Origin of the sequence: Mesorhizobium sp. B2-3-6 (assembly GCF_006442305.1) — a bacterium.
Classification (GTDB): Bacteria; Pseudomonadota; Alphaproteobacteria; order Rhizobiales; family Rhizobiaceae; genus Mesorhizobium.
The window spans coordinates 641558-657461 of record NZ_VFVW01000004.1 but is presented as its reverse complement, the minus strand read 5'-3'; the positions used below and the strand labels follow the sequence as shown (position 1 = coordinate 657461).

The window sequence follows — 15904 nt, the reverse complement described above, 5'->3', positions numbered from 1 at the left end:
TGGCGCGAGTGACGGGGCTCGAACCCGCGACCTCCGGCGTGACAGGCCGGCACTCTAACCAACTGAGCTACACCCGCGCATTGACGAGCACGTGTCAGCCGTGTTCGTCGTTGGGCGCTGGATAAGGGGTTCGCCACCGGGTGTCAAGCGCACGAAACCATCATAACATCAAACTGGAGAAGGTTTTTTGACAGCCGGCGTTTTGTTCGCAAATACGGCCCGCAACCACGGCGTCCCACACTCATTTGGCCTTGCGAAGCTGGTCCCGACCGCTTAAAGGTCCGGCCCGGAGCGGGCGATTAGCTCAGTTGGTAGAGCGCTTCGTTTACACCGAAGATGTCGGCGGTTCGAGCCCGTCATCGCCCACCATTCAGGCGCCTTTCATTCAAAACGCCTCAGCCCCTTGCCAGCAGCGCCTCGACCTCGTGCAAGTCCGGCATGGACGGCGCGGTGCCTGGCCTCGTCACCGAAATGCCCGCAACGGCGCAAGCAAAGCGCACGGCTTGCAGGGGCTCCATCCCACGCGACAGCGCGGCGGCCAGGCCGCCATTGAAGGCATCGCCGGCTCCCGTGGTCTCGACCACCGGGCCGGCGCTGACGGCGGCGACATGTTCGGACCGATCCCTCGTGTGCAGCAATGCGCCTTTCTCTCCCAACGTGACGATGACGGCGCCGGCGCCTCTTTCGAGCAGCTTGCCGGCGGCTGCGCGGGCGTCATCGACCGAGGCCACCTTCATGCCGGTCAACTCCTCCGTCTCGGTCTCGTTGGGCGTGAGGTAGTCGCAGAGCGAATAGATGCGGTCGGGGAGCCTGGCCGCCGGAGCCGGGTTGAGGATGGTCGTCACCCCTGCCCCGCGCGCGATCTCCAGCGCCCGCAGCGCCGCCTCGATGGGCTGTTCGAGTTGCGTCACGAAGACGCCGGCGCCACGAATCAAGGCGGCATTGGCCTCGATGTCGTCGGGCGAGATCAGCATCGCCGCGCCGGGGCTGACGATGATGGCGTTATTGCCGGTGCCCTCCTCGACGAAGATATAGGCAGCGCCCGTGTAGCTGTCGGGCGTGTCGATCACGGCATTCTTCACGCCGGCGTCCTTCCAGGTGCGCTTGGCCATGTCGGCGAAGGCATCGACGCCGAGGCGTGTGAGGAGGGTTGCATCGGCGCCGAGCTTACCGGCCGCAACCGCCTGGTTCGAACCCTTGCCGCCGGGACCGAGGGTGAAGGACGTTCCGAGGATCGTCTCGCCCATGCGCGGCTGCCGCGCGGCGCGATAGGCCGTGTCGGCGACGAAGACTCCGAGGATGACGATCGGCTTGCCGGCCAGCATGCCGCTACTCCGCATCCGGCGGGACCACGCCCTTGCGGAAGGCAAAACAGCCGTAGAACCGGCGCTCGCCGGTCTGGATGACGCAGTAAGCCTGCTTGGCGCGCTCGTAGAAAGCGTAGCGCTCGACCGGCAGCATCGGCCATGGCTTGCCCTCGGCGGCGTCGATCTCCTTTTGCACTTCCTGCTGAACGGGCGGGATCTCGTCCGGCTTGCCGACGATCTCCATGCGCGCGGCCGAATCGTCGACGAACGTATCCAGCGGGTAGAGCGACAGCACCGCCTTCACGACTTGCGCCGCCGGCGCGTCGATGCGCAGCAGCCGCCCGAGCGCCGTCTGGCGCGCCACCGAATCGGAGGGGAAGTTGGTGTCGGCGATAATCAGGTCGTCGCCGTGTCCCATCGCCCGCAATGCCTGGAGCACGTCGGCATTGAGGAGCGGATTGATCCCTTTGAGCATGATATTCCTCGTGAAATGAGTTTGAGATCAGAGACGCTTGCCGGTCTCGGCATCGAACAGATGGATGTGGTCGAGCCGCGGCCTGAGCTTGAGCGTATCGCCGGGCTTGAAGTCGTGGCGTTCGCGGAACAGCGCCACCATCTCGCCGTCCCCGAAACGCAGGAAGACCAGGGTTTCCGAGCCAGTCGGCTCGACCACCGAAATCTTGGCAGGCACGCCATCGGCATGAATCTCGAGATGCTCCGGCCGCACGCCATAGACGACGGCGCGCCCTTCCTCCGCAGCGCTGCCGGGCGCGACCGGGAACAGAGCGCCGGCGATGTCGACACCGCCCTTGCGCGCGACGCCCTTGAGCAGGTTCATCGACGGAGAGCCAATGAAGCCGGCGACAAACAAGTTGGCAGGCCGGTCGAACAGTTCCAGCGGTGCGCCGACCTGTTCAATGCGGCCGTCGCGCATCACCACGATCTTGTCGGCCATGGTCATGGCTTCGATCTGGTCATGCGTGACATAGATGGTGGTGGTCTTCAGCCGCTGGTGCAGTTCCTTGATCTCGGTGCGCATCTGCACGCGCAGCTTGGCGTCGAGATTTGAGAGCGGCTCGTCAAACAGGAACACCTGCGGGTTGCGCACGATGGCGCGGCCCATGGCGACGCGCTGGCGCTGGCCGCCGGAAAGCTGCCGGGGATAGCGTTTTAGATAAGGGTTGAGGTCGAGGATGTCGGCGGCGCGCTTGACCCGCTCGGCAACCACGGCCGGATCGGTTTTGCGCAGCTTGAGCGCAAAGGCCATGTTCTGCTCGACTGTCTTGTGCGGATAGAGCGCATAGTTCTGGAACACCATGGCGATGTCGCGCTTGGCCGGCGGCAAGTGGTTGACCACACGGTCGCCGATGGCGATCGTGCCGCCGGAGACGGTCTCCAGCCCCGCCACCATTCTCAGCAGCGTGGACTTGCCGCAACCCGAAGGACCGACCAGCACCACGAATTGGCCGTCAGATATATCGACGCTGACTTCGTGCAGAACCTTGACGGTTCCAAACGCCTTGGCCACTTTGCTGATCGCGACTTGAGCCATATCTCCCCCATCGGCTCCATTGCCGTATGCGCAGAAGCTAACCAACGCGACCTGCCAGGGCAAGCCGGTCTCTTCCCGACAAAAACCCGGTCTCGTTGACACGGCGTTTGGTTGCGAGAATAGTGACGGGCGCTGGTCCGAATACCGGTTGCCCGAACCAAAAAACGGAACTTCAATCGAGCAGGTGGGGTCCTGCATCGTTCGTTTCCGAACCGGGAGAATCGTTTGGCGCTCCAGCGCCTGAGAAATTTGGCCGCATTCACAACAGATATTCTGGGAGGAACATCGATGAAAACAGGTCTCTACGAAACGCTGGTCCGCGCGGGGGCAACCCGACGCGACATATTGAAGGGCGCGGCCTCGATGGCCGCGATCGCTGCCGCATCCGGCGCCGGGCTCGGCGCCCTCACGCGCCCGGCCTCCGCCGCCAGTGAGCTGCGCTCGAAAATCCTGCAGATCCCCGGCGTGGGCAAGGGTCAGCCGACCGACGCCGACTTCCAGAAGGTCGGCGAGCTCTGTCTCGAGGCGACCAAGGCCAATGTCAAGGAAGGCGAATTCGCCGGCGTCGAGCTTACCTTCATGGGTCTCAACAATCAGAACCTGCACAATGTGCTATTCCGCGGCTTCCTGAAGCCCTGGGAAACCTATACCGGCGCCAAGATCAACTGGATCGATCTGGCGCAGGCCGACTACAATGCCCGCCTGCAGCAGTCGATCGCCACCGGCACGGTCGACTTCGACATCATCGAGATGGGCGCGCCGTTCGAGGGCGACGTCTGCGGCAAGGGCCTCACGTCCGAGATGCCCGACTGGGTCAAGACCCAGATCGATTTCGACGACCTCGTCAACTATCTGAAGCCGCCTGTCGGCACCTGGAACGGCAAGCAGTACCGCGTGACCGTCGACGGCGACGCGCATAATTTCAATTACCGCACCGATGTGTTTTCCGATGCCGACCTCGCCAAGGCCTGGAAGGACGGCGGCGGCGGCGGTGAATGGGGCGTGCCGAAGACCTGGCAGCAGGTCCAGGCGGTCACCAAGTTCCTCAAGGGCAAGCAGGTCAAGGGTCAGGACGTCTACGGCTATCTCGACGCGCCGAAACCCTGGGGCGGATTCGGCTTCTATTTTCTCGGCAGCCGCGCCACCGCCTACGCCAAGCACCCCGACGACAAGGCCTGGCTGTTCGACGCCGACACGATGAAGCCGCGCATCAACAATCCGGCCTGGGTGCGCGCCATACAGGACGTGATCGACGCGCTGCCTTCGGAGCCTGCCGACCAGATCAACGCCGATCCAAACACCACCGCCTTCCAGCAGTTCCTGGCCGGCACCGGCTCGATGGTCACCTGGTGGGGCGATGTCGGCTCGAACGTCAAGACCAACGACTCCTCCGTCGTGGGCGACGTCACCGGCTTCTCGATCCTGCCCGGCTCCGACGATGTCTACAACTCCAAGACCGGGCAGTGGGACAAACTCGCCAGCGGACCGAACTATGCGCCGAACTGCGCCTATCTCGGCTGGGGCGTATACGTCATGGCCCGCGTCGATAGCGACGAGAAGAAGAAGAAGGCGGCATGGTCCGCCGCCGCCCATCTCGGCGGCAAGGACCTGTCGATCTGGACGGCGATGTACCCGTCCGGCTTCCAGCCCTACCGCAACTCACATTTCGACATTCCGGAGTGGGTGGCGGCGGGCTATGACGAAGCCTTCATCACCTCCTATCTCAAGTCGGAATCGGACAGCTACAACCACCCGAATGCGGCGATCGAGCCACGCATCCCCGGCATCTTCCAGTACTATTCAGCCGCCGAGGACATTCTGGCCAACACCTTCGCCGGCAAGATGAAGGCGCAGGAGGGCGCAGACGCCATTGCCGCGGCCTGGGAGAAGCTGACCGACCAGATCGGCCGCGACAACCAGATCAAGCTCTACAAGGCCTCGCTCGGCCTGTAGGCAGGCGTTATGATGGATCACGGCCCGGCGGAACGTCGCCGGGCCGTATCTTGGCCGGCTTCGGCCGGTCATTTGCGCAAAAGAGGCAAGAGGCGTGGCTGACCAGACTTCGACCACGAATGCGTGGCCGGCAAATTCCGTACCGACCGATCTGATCCCGCCCGGCCGCAAACGGCTTGGTTGGGCCCTGATGGCCGTCGCGACGCTCGGCCTTCTGGCAACGATCCTGGTGCAAGTCCTCTACAAGAGCGAGGTCGACACGATCGGCTTCGAGACATGGCGGCCCGTGGTCTACGCCTATGTGCTGTGGGGCGTGGCACTCGGCGTCGGCCAGGTGCTGACGCGCGGCGAAGACGGCCAGCGGGCGCTGTTCCTGCTGCCGGCGCTGCTGTTCACCATCGCCATGGTGATCTTCCCGACCCTGTTCGGCTTCTACATCGCGCTGACCGACTGGAACCTGAGTTCATTCTCGGGCCGCAAGTTCAACGGGCTCGACAATTTCTGGCAGATGCTCGGCGATCCCTATTATCGCAACGCGCTGTTCAACATGGTGCTCTATGTGCTGGCGGTGCTGGTCGAATATGTCATCGCCTTCGGCCTGGCGCTGCTGCTCAACGCGCAGATCCGGGCGCGCAAATTCTTCCGCGTCGTCTTCCTGATGCCGCTGATGCTGTCACCGGTCGCGGTCTCGTGGATGATCGGCAAATCGCTGATGGAGTACCGGTTCGGGCCGGCGGCGACACTGGCCCGCCACCTCGGTTGGGACAATCCAGCCTTCTTCTCCAACCCGATCACCGCCCGCATCTCGATCATGATGCTCGACGCCTGGACCTTCATCCCCTTCATGATGATCATGCTGCTTGCCGGCCTGCAGGCGATGTCGCGCGAGGTGCTGGAGGCCGCGCGGGTCGACGGCGCCACGGCCTGGCAGACCTTCTGGCAGGTCACTTTCCCGCTGATGCTGCCGGTGTCGGTGACCGCGGTCGTGTTGCGCATCATCTTCAAGCTGAAGCTGGCAGACATCATCATCACGGTCACCTCGGGTGGTCCCGGCGGCGCCACCGATTCCGTGTCGAGCTTTATTTATCGCGAGTACCGCGACCGTTCCAATGTCGGCTACGGCACGATGCTGGCGATGGCCTATCTCGTCATCATCGTGGTGTTCGTGACCTGGCTGCTGAAGGTCGCCAACCGCTTCGTGCGCAATGTGAACTAGTGCGGCAGGGATCATGAGCGTTCAGACCACCGACTATACCGTCTCCGAAATCCGCTCACCGGCGAGCTTCATCACCAGCCGCGTCTTTATCTACGGCGCGCTGGTGTTCTGGGCCTTCATCTGCCTGTTTCCGATCTACTGGACGATCACGACCTCGTTCAAGTCGGCGGTAGACGTGACCCAGGGGCATCTGATCCCCTTCGTCGACTTCCAGCCGGACTGGAAGGGTTGGCGATCGCTTGGCCTGTCGCCGGATTCGATCTTCCAGACGTCGACCGTCCGCGACGAATTCTTCAAGCGCTTCATGAATTCGGTCATCACTTCGGTCGGCGCGTCGAGCCTCGCCATCGTCATCGGCAGCCTCGCCGCCTACGGCCTCACGCGCTACCGCTATCACTTCGCCTGGTTCAAGAACGAGGACATTTCCTTCTTCTTCCTGTCGCAGCTCATCCTGCCGCCAGTCGTGCTCGCACTGCCGTTCCTGGTGCTTTACCGCGAAGTCGGACTGCTCGACACGCGCATCGGGCTGATCCTGCTCTACACGCTGATGGTGCTGCCGATCGTCATCTGGATCATGCGCGACCAGTTCAATTCCATCCCGGTCGAGCTTGAGGAAGCGGCCCTCGTCGACGGGTTGTCGATCTGGGGCGCGTTCTTTCGCATCGTCATGCCGATCGCCCTGCCCGGCATGGTCGCCGCTTTCATCCTGGCGATGGTGCTGTGCTGGAACGAGTATTTCTTCGCCGCCCTTTTGACCTCGACCGACGCCAAGACAATTCCGGTCATGGTGGCGAGCCAGACCGGTTCGCAAGGCATCAACTGGTGGTCGATGGCAGCGCTTGCCACGGCGGCAATCGCGCCCTTGGCCGTCATCGGCATCGCGCTGGAGCGCTACCTGATCATGGGCATGACCGCGGGAGCGGTGAAATAGGCGGCGCCGTCCTTACCTTCTCCACAAGGCAGAAGGAGAACCGCGCTAGCCCCTCAGGATCGTGCGCAGGTGATCCATGATCATGGCAATGCCCTCTGTTCCGAGCGCAGCCGAGGCATCCGGAGCGCTGGCCGTATACCAGCTCGTATTATCGGCGAGATGGCCGGCATCGACAGCCTCAGGGCATAGCGCCAGCATCAGCGACGTCTCGCCGATCCCGGCATGGTCGAACGGGTACTTGCCGTTCATCTCGGCCGGCATCAGCGGATGCACCTGCACCCAGTTGAAAAAATTGCTGCCCTCGGCATGCTCGGCATAGTAGGCGGCCATCGCCTCGGAGCCCCACCAGCCTTCACCTCGTTCCTTCTCAAGGAAACGGAAGATCGCCTGACGTCCGGCGGCCTTGAAGGCGAGATCGGTCGGCATGCCGGCGGCGAAATTCTCGGTCTGATGGTGGATGATGGCGTGGACGTTGCGAAAACCGATGCGCAGAAGGCTATAGAACAGTTCCTCCGCGAAAGGCGCCAGTCGATTGCCGCCAACCTGCACCGAGCCTGTGCCCTCCGGCGGCGCCACGGCGTAGCTCGCTGCGCCGTAGTAGAAGGGGGGCAGGATGACGATCTCCCGCTCCTTCTCAAACAGCTCCAGCGTCTTGACGACCGCCAGCGTGTCCATGCCCACCGCCATGTGCTCGCCATGGTATTCGAGCACGCCGAGCGGCAGCGCGACCGGCCAGTTCTGGGCGATCGCCTTGCGGATCTGGTGCGGCAGCATCAGCTCGTAGCGCATCGCACTACTCCATATTGGTGTGACGGGCCCGCATCGCTTCCGGCGAGGCCGCGGTCAACCCCCTGAGCTTCATCACCATGACCTCGAACAGCAGGAACAGCGCGCCTTCGAACACCGATCCCATCGGCAGGACCGATGTTTTTTGCGGACCCTGGTCGTCGGCCATGGTCTGCGCCGGCACGAGCAGGGTGAAGTCGGCCAAGCGTGCTGCACTGCCGCCCGGCTGGGCGGTCAGAAGCAGAACCGTCGCGCGGGCCTGGCGCGCCACCTGCATCAGGGTTAGCACGGTCGCGGTTTCTCCAGGCCCGGAACTGACCAGGAAGACATCGCCCTGCCCCACGGGCGGCGTGGTCATGTCGCCGACCACCGACACCGGCAGGCCCAGATGATGGAGCCGCATGGCGAAGCCCTTGACCTGCAAGGCCTCGCGGCCGCAGCCATAGACGACGATCTGCCGTGCTCCTGCGAGCATCTCGCAGGCGGCATCGATCCGGCCGTCGTCAACGCGCGCCAGCACAGTGCCGAGCTCGTCCAGAGCGGTCCTGAACATCTGCGAGCCCGCATCGCTCATGATGGTGCCGTCCAACGATCCGAGGTCGAAGAAGAGTGGAAATTCCCGGTCACGTCTCTCCCGAACAGCTTGTTTTTATTGATGCTACCACCGCGAAAATCCGTGTCCAACGCCCCTGCGCGCTTTTGCTGTGCCACGAGCATGATAGTGTCATGTCAGACAAATCAATGAGGCAAACGGCAGGATATGAAGACACGGCATTTCGACCGCATCGGCAATGGCGGTATCAGCTTCACCGAACTCGGCTTCGGCACGGCGCCGCTTGGCAACCTCTACCGCGCCGTCTCCGACGAGGACGCCAATGCGACGCTGGAGGCTGCATGGGCGACCGGCTGCCGCTACTACGACACCGCGCCGCTCTATGGGCTTGGCCTGTCGGAGACGCGGCTCAACCTCTTCCTGCGCGGCAAGAAACGCGACGACTACGTGCTGTCGAGCAAGGTCGGCCGCATCATGCGCGCCTGTCCGCCGCAAGAGCGCACCGGCATCGGCAAGTTCTTCGACACGCCGTCGCGCAAGGAGGTCTACGACTACAGCTATGACGGCGTGATGCGCTCCTTCGAAGCGTCCCTGGAACGGCTCGGCGTCGACCGCATCGACATTCTGTTCGTGCACGACGTCGACATCTTCACCCATGGCAGCAAGGAAGCGTCCGACCAGCGCATAGAGGAGTTTATGCGCTCCGGCTATTACGGACTGCTTGCCTTGCGCGACCAGGGCGTCATCAAGGCCTTCGGCGGCGGCATCAACGAATGGCAGGTTGCCCAGACATTGGCCGAGCGCGGTGATTTCGATCTGTTCCTGCTTGCCGGCCGCTATACGCTGCTCGAGCAGGAGGCGCTGACATCCTTCCTGCCGCTCTGCCAGAAGCGCGGCATCGGCATCGTTTTGGGCGGCCCCTACAATTCCGGGATCCTGGCCACGGGGCCGAAGCCGGGTGCCTTCTACAACTACACCGAAGCGCCGCGGGACGTGCTCGACCGGGTGGCGCGCATCGAGGCGGTCTGCCGGCGGCATGACGTGCGCCTGATCGAGGCAGCGTTGCAGTTTCCGTTGCTGCATCCGTCCGTCGTGTCGGTGATCCCCGGTGGCCAGCGGCCAAGCGAGGTCGAAAGCAATCGGTCACTGCTCGATGCGAAACTGCCGGCGGCACTCTGGGCCGACCTGAAGAAGGACGGCCTGATGCGGGCGGACGCGCCGACCGGGTAGCTCGCAATCACGAACCTATCGACCAGTAGGAGCGCAAAAGAAAAGCCGGGGCTTGCCCGGCTTTTCTGATATTTTGAAATTTAAAAAAGGCGCTTAATTGACGGCGTCCTTGAGACCCTTGCCGGCCGAGAACTTCGGCACGGTGCGCGCCGGGATCTTTACTTCGGCGCCGGTCTGAGGGTTGCGGCCGGTCGAGGCTGCGCGCTTTGACACGGTGAAATTGCCAAAGCCGACAAGCCGGACATCGCCGCCCTTCTTCAGTTCGCCGGTGATGACGGAGAATACCGCATCGACAGCCGACTGCGCGTCACCCTTCGAAATGCTCGCGGCGTCGGCAACAGCGGACACCAGTTCGTTCTTGTTCATAAAAATTCCCTTCCATGAGAACACCGGAACTCACGACTCATCCGGCAGGAAACGGACTTTAGAAAGAAGCGCTCGCGCAACCAAGTCGAAAAGCCGGGAAAGAATGGAAAAAAGCCCGGAATTCCGGGGTTTTTCACATGAAAAAGCCGGGCGCGAGGCCCGGCTTTCTGTTTGTGCGCCGCAACTTTAGCAAGAACTAATGCGCAAGCGACTTTCCGGCGTCATCCGCAGTGTCCGTCGCGGCAGGAGGATTGACCGGTTCGACCCATTCGATTGGCTCCGGCATACGCACCAACGCGTGGCGCAACGCCTCGCCGACCCGCGAGACCGGGATGATTTCCATACCGTTCTTCACGTTGTCAGGAATATCCGCCAGATCCTTGGCGTTGTCTTCCGGGATCAGCACTTTCTTGATGCCGCCGCGCAGTGCGGCAAGCAACTTCTCCTTCAGACCGCCGATCGGCAGCACCCTGCCGCGCAGCGTGATCTCGCCGGTCATGGCGACATCGGCCCTGACCGGAATGCCGGTCAGCACGGAGACGATCGCGGTCGCCATCGCCACACCGGCCGACGGCCCATCCTTGGGCGTGGCACCCTCCGGCACGTGGACGTGGATGTCGCGCTTGTCGAACAGCGGCGGCTCGATGCCGAAATCGAGAGCGCGCGAGCGGACATAGGAGGCCGCCGCCGAAATCGATTCCTTCATCACGTCGCGCAGATTGCCGGTCACCGTCATGCGGCCCTTGCCGGGCATCATGACGCCTTCAACCGTCAGCAGCTCGCCGCCGACTTCCGTCCAGGCAAGTCCGGTGATGACGCCGACCTGGTCGTCTGCCTCGACCTGACCGAAGCGGAAGCGCGGAACACCGAGATAATCGGCGAGATTGTCCGCCGTGATGTTCACAGTCTTCTTCTTCGTCTTCAGGATCTCGGTCACCGCCTTGCGCCCGAGCTTCATCAGCTCGCGCTCCAGGCTCCTGACGCCCGCCTCACGGGTGTAGGTCTGGATGATGGCGCGGATCGCGTCCTCACTGACGGAGAACTCCTTCGGCTGTAGCGCGTGATCGCGCACCACCTTGGGCAGCAAATGCCGCTTGGCGATCTCGATCTTCTCGTCCTCGGTGTAGCCGGCGATACGGATGATTTCCATGCGGTCCATCAAGGGCGCAGGGATGTTCAGCGTGTTCGCCGTCGTCACGAACATCACACTCGACAGGTCGTACTCGACCTCCAGGTAGTGATCCATGAACGTCGAGTTCTGCTCGGGATCGAGCACCTCGAGTAGCGCCGACGACGGATCGCCGCGGAAATCCTGGCCCATCTTGTCGATCTCGTCGAGCAGGAAGAGCGGATTGGATTTCTTCGCCTTCTTCATCGACTGGATGACCTTGCCGGGCATCGAGCCGATATAGGTGCGGCGGTGACCGCGGATCTCGGCCTCGTCACGCACGCCGCCCAGCGCCATGCGGATGAACTCGCGGCCGGTCGCCTTGGCGATCGACTTGCCGAGCGAGGTCTTGCCGACGCCGGGAGGGCCGACGAGGCACAGGATGGGCCCCTTGAGCTTCTTCTGGCGGCTTTGCACGGCGAGATACTCGACGATGCGGTCCTTGACCTTGTCGAGACCGAAATGGTCGGTGTCGAGCACGTTCTGCGCGAACGCCAGGTCCTGCTTGACCTTGGAGTTCTTGCCCCACGGGATCGACAGGATCCAGTCCAGATAATTGCGCACCACGGTGGATTCCGCCGACATAGGCGACATCGTCCTCAGCTTCTTCAATTCGGCTTCCGCCTTTTCGCGGGCCTCCTTGGAGAGCTTGGTCTTCTTGATGCGGGCCTCGATCTCGGCGGCCTCGTCGCGGCCGTCCTCGCCTTCGCCGAGCTCCTTCTGGATCGCCTTCATCTGCTCGTTGAGGTAGTATTCGCGCTGCGTCTTCTCCATCTGGCGCTTGACGCGCGAGCGGATGCGCTTCTCCACCTGCAGGACGGATATCTCGGCTTCCATGAAGCCCATCGCCTTTTCCAGCCGCTCCTTGACCGAGAGCGTGGCCAGCATCTCCTGCTTTTCGGGGATCTTGATGGCGAGGTGCGAAGCGACCGTGTCGGCGAGCTTGGAATAGTCGTCGATCTGGCTGGCGGCACCAACCACCTCGGGCGAGATCTTCTTGTTGAGCTTGACGTAGTTCTCGAAGTCGGTGACGACCGAACGAGCCAGCGCCTCGACCTCAACCTCTTCCTCTTCCGGCTCGACCAGCGCGGTGGCGCGGGCCTCATGGAAGTCGGGACGGTCGGTGAACGCGGTGATTTTCGCGCGCGAGGCGCCTTCGACCAGCACCTTGACGGTGCCGTCGGGCAGCTTCAGCAATTGCAGCACGTTGGCGAGCGTGCCGATATCAAAGATGGCATCGGGCTCCGGATCGTCATCGGCGGCATTCATCTGGGTGGCGAGCAGGATCTGCTTTTCCTGACCCATCACCTCTTCCAGCGCCTTGATCGACTTTTCACGCCCGACAAAGAGCGGAACGATCATGTGCGGGAACACCACGATGTCGCGCAGTGGGAGGACTGCGAAGACGCCGTCGCTGGGAGCCTTGGTTATTTTGGCCATTGTCCAACCTTTCATGTCGCGGCCGCCAATCGGCCAACCGCGAATCTTATATTAACGACCGGGGATCGTTCCGCCTACCACCGTTGTGACGGGAGTTTTACAGCACAGAAATCGGGCACCTCGGCCTTCCCATGTTAGGTGGATGCAGGAGGGCCAAAGATCAAGAGTTAACATCGCCGGCTTTCCATTCCATCACGAAGGTCGCACGCCCCTCATGGCAAAACGGCGCCCCGAGGGCGCCGTTCCACAAAAATATGGGCTCAAGTGGCATGTCAGGCGCTGACATTGCCCTTCTTTTCCTTCTGTTCGGAATAGATGTAGAGCGGCCGGGCGCTGCCGGTCACCACTTCTTCCGAAATCACCACTTCGCGCACGCCTTCGAGCGCCGGCAGTTCGAACATGGTGTCGAGCAGGATCGCTTCCATGATGGAGCGCAGGCCACGCGCGCCGGTCTTGCGCTCGATGGCGCGCTTGGCGATCGCAGACAATGCGTTCTCGTGGAAGGTCAGGTCGACATTCTCCATCTCGAACAGCCGCTGGTATTGCTTGACCAGTGCGTTCTTCGGTTCGGTCAGGATCTGGATCAGCGCCGGCTCGTCGAGGTCTTCCAGCGTCGCCAGGACCGGCAGACGGCCGACAAACTCGGGAATGAGGCCGAACTTCAAGAGATCCTCTGGCTCCACAAGGCGGAAGACATCGCCGGTGCGGCGATCCTCGGGCGATGCCACGGTGGCGCCGAAGCCGATCGAGGTCTTGCGGCCACGATCCGATATGATTTTGTCCAACCCGGCGAAGGCGCCGCCGCAGATAAACAGGATGTTGGCGGTGTCGACCTGCAGGAACTCCTGTTGTGGATGTTTCCTGCCGCCCTGTGGCGGTACCGAGGCGACAGTGCCTTCCATGATCTTCAACAGCGCCTGCTGCACGCCCTCGCCCGACACGTCGCGGGTGATGGAGGGGTTATCGGACTTGCGCGAGATCTTGTCGATCTCGTCGATGTAGACGATGCCGCGCTGGGCGCGTTCGACATTGTAGTCGGCCGACTGCAACAGCTTCAGGATGATGTTCTCGACGTCCTCGCCGACATAGCCGGCCTCGGTCAGCGTCGTGGCATCGGCCATGGTGAAGGGCACGTCGATGATGCGGGCCAGCGTCTGCGCCAGCAGCGTCTTGCCGCAACCGGTCGGGCCGATCAACAGGATGTTGGACTTGGCCAGTTCGACATCGTTGTTCTTGCCGGCATGGGCGAGGCGCTTGTAGTGATTGTGGACGGCCACCGAAAGCACGCGCTTGGCGTACGGCTGGCCGATAACGTAGTCGTCGAGAACCTTGAGGATCTCCTGCGGGGTCGGCACACCCTCGCGCGACTTCACCATCGAGGTCTTGTTCTCCTCGCGGATGATGTCCATGCACAGCTCGACGCATTCGTCGCAGATGAAGACCGTCGGGCCGGCGATCAGCTTGCGCACCTCATGCTGGCTTTTGCCGCAAAACGAGCAATAAAGCGTGTTCTTGGAATCGCCGCTGTTGTTGCCGACTTTGCTCATTTTCATGTCCTTTCATGGCCGCCCGCCGATGGTCTGGCTGAAAGGGCGCATACTCTATTTATCGCGGGAATCCGCCGCCGCCAGTATCCCGGCTCCCGCAACGTATTCCGTACGAAACACAAATCAGAAAACGTGGCAATGATTCGCAGCAACCCCACACAAAGCTAAGCCGTCGAAAATCAACATAGCCTTAACGTAGGCAATCCCGATCGTCGAGGGAACAGCCAATTGTGGCCGAAATGCCGCAAGACGCGCCAAAAGCGCGTGATGCCGCCATCCAACTGCCAATATGCCGTTATGCCAGCGCCCCTTCGGCCGCTTCGCGCGACGAAATGACCTTGTCGATCAGGCCGAAGTCCTTGGCCTCGTCCGCGGTCATGAAATGGTCACGGTCGAGCGTCTTTTCAATCTCGTCGTAGCTCTTGCCGGTGTGCTTGACGTACACCTCGTTGAGGCGGCGCTTCAGTTTGATGATGTCCTGGGCATGACGCTCGATGTCGGACGCCTGGCCCTGGAAGCCGCCGGACGGCTGGTGAACCATGATGCGGGCGTTCGGCGTGGCGAAGCGCATGTCCTTGTGGCCGGCGGTCAGGAGCAGCGAGCCCATGGAGGCCGCCTGGCCGATGCACAGCGTCGACACGGCCGGCTTGATGAATTGCATGGTGTCGTAGATGGCCATGCCCGAGGTGACGACGCCACCGGGCGAATTGATGTAGAGGTTGATTTCCTTCTTCGGATTCTCGGCTTCCAGGAACAGAAGCTGCGCGCAGACCAGCGTCGCCATGCCGTCCTCGACCGGACCGGTGATGAAAATGATGCGCTCCTTGAGGAGGCGCGAGAAAATGTCGTAGGCCCGCTCGCCGCGATTGGTCTGTTCGACCACCATCGGAACGAGGTTCATGTAGGTTTCGACGGGGTTCTTCATTCGTTATCTCTTGTCTCGCGGTGGGATTCCGGCGCCGGACATGCTGGCAACTCGGGCAGAATCGGTTCTGGATCGTTATTGTGTAAATAGGATGCCGGCTCATCCTTGTGCAAGGCCGACCCCTCCTAGCCATCTGGGTAAGTCGAATCAAGCTTTCCAGGCGAGATTCGCAGCGGCGGGCGCTTCCGCAGGCTCGCGACGGCACCTGCGGCCGAAGACAGGTAGCAGTTTCTTAACGCATCACTTAACGAAATGCGCCGAAACTGCTTTTCTCGCGGACCGCTTCCCCTACAATTCAACGTTGAACTTGTGTCCACGGTTCAACAGGGGGAATGTCATGTCCAGGAAAACCGCATGCTTCGCCATGGCCGGGCTGACCATGCTTGGCTCGATTTCGCAGACGGCCGCGGGCGGCCGCGCCGTCGAATGCTATGAGCCGGTCCGCACGCCTGATGTCTATGATACCGTGTATGAGGACGTGATGATCAGTCCGCCCAGCCAGCAGGTCGATTATGAAGCGCCGATCTACGGCACGCGCGAGCGCGTGGTGATGACGGTTCCGGCACAGGTGACCTATGAGGTGGTGCCCGCAATCACCCGCACCGTCTACCACACAGTCAAGGTCGACGATGGCGGCTATTCCTGGGAATGGCGCGTCATCCACGGCCGCAAGGTGCTGTGCAAGGTCCGGCACGGGGCGCGCTATGAACGCGTCGCCGAAACGGTGGTGATCCGGCCGGAGCGCACGAGGCGCACCGTCATCCCGGCGCAATATGACAGGATCGCCGAGGAGGTGCTGGTGCGACCGGAGCAAAGGCGCGTCGTCGACATTCCCGCCGCCTACCAGACCGTCGCGCGGCGCGTGCTGGTGCGCGAAGGCTCATCCGGCTGGCGGCGCGTGCATATTCCCAGGCATTGCCAGGACTGAAT

General features: G+C 62.3%; 14 protein-coding genes and 2 tRNA genes. 6 read left to right on the top strand and 10 right to left on the bottom strand.

Features of this window, described 5'->3' with window-relative positions:
• Positions 1-77: transfer RNA gene (locus FJ953_RS15900), tRNA-Asp, on the bottom strand.
• A gap of 216 nt (positions 78-293) precedes the next feature.
• Between FJ953_RS15900 and FJ953_RS15895 the strand changes: the two genes are divergently transcribed.
• Positions 294-369 (top strand) — tRNA-Val (locus FJ953_RS15895).
• Between the two features lie 26 nt (positions 370-395).
• On the opposite strand, the gene rbsK is transcribed toward FJ953_RS15895, so the two are convergent.
• From rbsK to ugpC, 3 genes are read right to left on the bottom strand one after another with little or no spacing between them, the layout of a single operon-like run.
• The gene (gene rbsK / locus FJ953_RS15890; RefSeq protein WP_140515766.1) at positions 396-1325 is read right to left on the bottom strand and encodes a ribokinase; all 930 of its coding nucleotides are present in this window, start codon (positions 1323-1325) and stop codon (positions 396-398) included.
• Positions 1326-1329: 4 nt separating this feature from the next.
• Complete coding sequence (locus tag FJ953_RS15885; RefSeq protein WP_140515764.1) at positions 1330-1782, bottom strand: RbsD/FucU family protein; 453 nt, start codon at positions 1780-1782, stop codon at positions 1330-1332.
• A 27-nt stretch (positions 1783-1809) separates the two neighbouring features.
• Positions 1810-2859, bottom strand: a complete 1050-nt coding sequence (gene ugpC / locus FJ953_RS15880) for a sn-glycerol-3-phosphate ABC transporter ATP-binding protein UgpC (RefSeq protein WP_140515762.1) — start codon at positions 2857-2859, stop codon at positions 1810-1812.
• A 288-nt stretch (positions 2860-3147) separates the two neighbouring features.
• Here ugpC and FJ953_RS15875 point away from each other — a divergent pair, with 288 nt between their 5' ends.
• The 3 genes from FJ953_RS15875 (at position 3148) to FJ953_RS15865 (ending at position 6959) form a co-directional block, all read left to right on the top strand.
• Positions 3148-4812 (top strand): sugar ABC transporter substrate-binding protein, encoded by a 1665-nt coding sequence (locus tag FJ953_RS15875; protein WP_140493924.1) that lies wholly within the window; start codon positions 3148-3150, stop codon positions 4810-4812.
• Between the two features lie 94 nt (positions 4813-4906).
• A complete protein-coding gene (locus FJ953_RS15870; RefSeq protein ID WP_140515760.1) occupies positions 4907-6028 on the top strand; it encodes a sugar ABC transporter permease in 1122 nt (373 codons plus the stop codon).
• A gap of 13 nt (positions 6029-6041) precedes the next feature.
• Positions 6042-6959 carry a carbohydrate ABC transporter permease gene (locus tag FJ953_RS15865; protein ID WP_140515758.1) on the top strand — a complete coding sequence of 306 codons (918 nt, stop codon included), beginning with the start codon at positions 6042-6044 and terminating at the stop codon, positions 6957-6959.
• Between the two features lie 45 nt (positions 6960-7004).
• On the opposite strand, the gene FJ953_RS15860 is transcribed toward FJ953_RS15865, so the two are convergent.
• Both FJ953_RS15860 and FJ953_RS15855 read right to left on the bottom strand, forming a co-directional pair.
• Positions 7005-7748 carry a creatininase family protein gene (locus FJ953_RS15860; RefSeq protein WP_140624745.1) on the bottom strand — a complete coding sequence of 248 codons (744 nt, stop codon included), beginning with the start codon at positions 7746-7748 and terminating at the stop codon, positions 7005-7007.
• Between the two features lie 4 nt (positions 7749-7752).
• Positions 7753-8319 (bottom strand): SIS domain-containing protein, encoded by a 567-nt coding sequence (locus FJ953_RS15855; protein WP_140624744.1) that lies wholly within the window; start codon positions 8317-8319, stop codon positions 7753-7755.
• 186 nt (positions 8320-8505) lie between these two features.
• Between FJ953_RS15855 and FJ953_RS15850 the strand changes: the two genes are divergently transcribed.
• A complete protein-coding gene (locus tag FJ953_RS15850) occupies positions 8506-9528 on the top strand; it encodes an aldo/keto reductase (RefSeq protein WP_140624743.1) in 1023 nt (340 codons plus the stop codon).
• Between the two features lie 93 nt (positions 9529-9621).
• On the opposite strand, the gene FJ953_RS15845 is transcribed toward FJ953_RS15850, so the two are convergent.
• The 4 genes from FJ953_RS15845 to clpP form a co-directional block, all read right to left on the bottom strand.
• Entirely contained in the window at positions 9622-9894 is a 273-nt protein-coding gene (locus FJ953_RS15845; RefSeq protein ID WP_006201846.1) for an HU family DNA-binding protein, read from the bottom strand.
• Positions 9895-10090: 196 nt separating this feature from the next.
• Positions 10091-12502: an endopeptidase La gene (gene lon / locus FJ953_RS15840; protein WP_140493937.1), complete on the bottom strand. Its 2412-nt coding sequence runs from the start codon at positions 12500-12502 to the stop codon at positions 10091-10093.
• Between the two features lie 272 nt (positions 12503-12774).
• Entirely contained in the window at positions 12775-14049 is a 1275-nt protein-coding gene (gene clpX, locus FJ953_RS15835) for an ATP-dependent Clp protease ATP-binding subunit ClpX (RefSeq protein ID WP_140493939.1), read from the bottom strand.
• Positions 14050-14344: 295 nt separating this feature from the next.
• On the bottom strand, positions 14345-14974 hold the full coding sequence (clpP, locus tag FJ953_RS15830) for an ATP-dependent Clp endopeptidase proteolytic subunit ClpP (protein WP_027028064.1): 630 nt from the start codon (positions 14972-14974) through the stop codon (positions 14345-14347).
• A 337-nt stretch (positions 14975-15311) separates the two neighbouring features.
• Here clpP and FJ953_RS15825 point away from each other — a divergent pair, with 337 nt between their 5' ends.
• Complete coding sequence (locus FJ953_RS15825) at positions 15312-15902, top strand: hypothetical protein (RefSeq protein ID WP_140521843.1); 591 nt, start codon at positions 15312-15314, stop codon at positions 15900-15902.
• The last annotated feature ends 2 nt before the right edge of the window (positions 15903-15904 follow it).

What these genes read in the sequence shown, in the direction of transcription:
- ugpC (WP_140515762.1), bottom strand. Translation starts at nt 2,859, where the DNA reads ATGGCTCAAGTCGCGATCAGCAAAGTGGCCAAGGCGTTTGGAACCGTC.
- clpP (WP_027028064.1), bottom strand. Translation starts at nt 14,974, where the DNA reads ATGAAGAACCCCGTCGAAACCTACATGAACCTCGTTCCGATGGTGGTC.
- lon (WP_140493937.1), bottom strand. Translation starts at nt 12,502, where the DNA reads ATGGCCAAAATAACCAAGGCTCCCAGCGACGGCGTCTTCGCAGTCCTC.
- FJ953_RS15845 (WP_006201846.1), bottom strand. Translation starts at nt 9,894, where the DNA reads ATGAACAAGAACGAACTGGTGTCCGCTGTTGCCGACGCCGCGAGCATT.
- FJ953_RS15860 (WP_140624745.1), bottom strand. Translation starts at nt 7,748, where the DNA reads ATGCGCTACGAGCTGATGCTGCCGCACCAGATCCGCAAGGCGATCGCC.
- FJ953_RS15875 (WP_140493924.1), top strand. Translation starts at nt 3,148, where the DNA reads ATGAAAACAGGTCTCTACGAAACGCTGGTCCGCGCGGGGGCAACCCGA.
- FJ953_RS15855 (WP_140624744.1), bottom strand. Translation starts at nt 8,319, where the DNA reads ATGAGCGATGCGGGCTCGCAGATGTTCAGGACCGCTCTGGACGAGCTC.
- rbsK (WP_140515766.1), bottom strand. Translation starts at nt 1,325, where the DNA reads ATGCTGGCCGGCAAGCCGATCGTCATCCTCGGAGTCTTCGTCGCCGAC.
- clpX (WP_140493939.1), bottom strand. Translation starts at nt 14,049, where the DNA reads ATGAGCAAAGTCGGCAACAACAGCGGCGATTCCAAGAACACGCTTTAT.
- FJ953_RS15825 (WP_140521843.1), top strand. Translation starts at nt 15,312, where the DNA reads ATGTCCAGGAAAACCGCATGCTTCGCCATGGCCGGGCTGACCATGCTT.
- FJ953_RS15885 (WP_140515764.1), bottom strand. Translation starts at nt 1,782, where the DNA reads ATGCTCAAAGGGATCAATCCGCTCCTCAATGCCGACGTGCTCCAGGCA.
- FJ953_RS15850 (WP_140624743.1), top strand. Translation starts at nt 8,506, where the DNA reads ATGAAGACACGGCATTTCGACCGCATCGGCAATGGCGGTATCAGCTTC.
- FJ953_RS15865 (WP_140515758.1), top strand. Translation starts at nt 6,042, where the DNA reads ATGAGCGTTCAGACCACCGACTATACCGTCTCCGAAATCCGCTCACCG.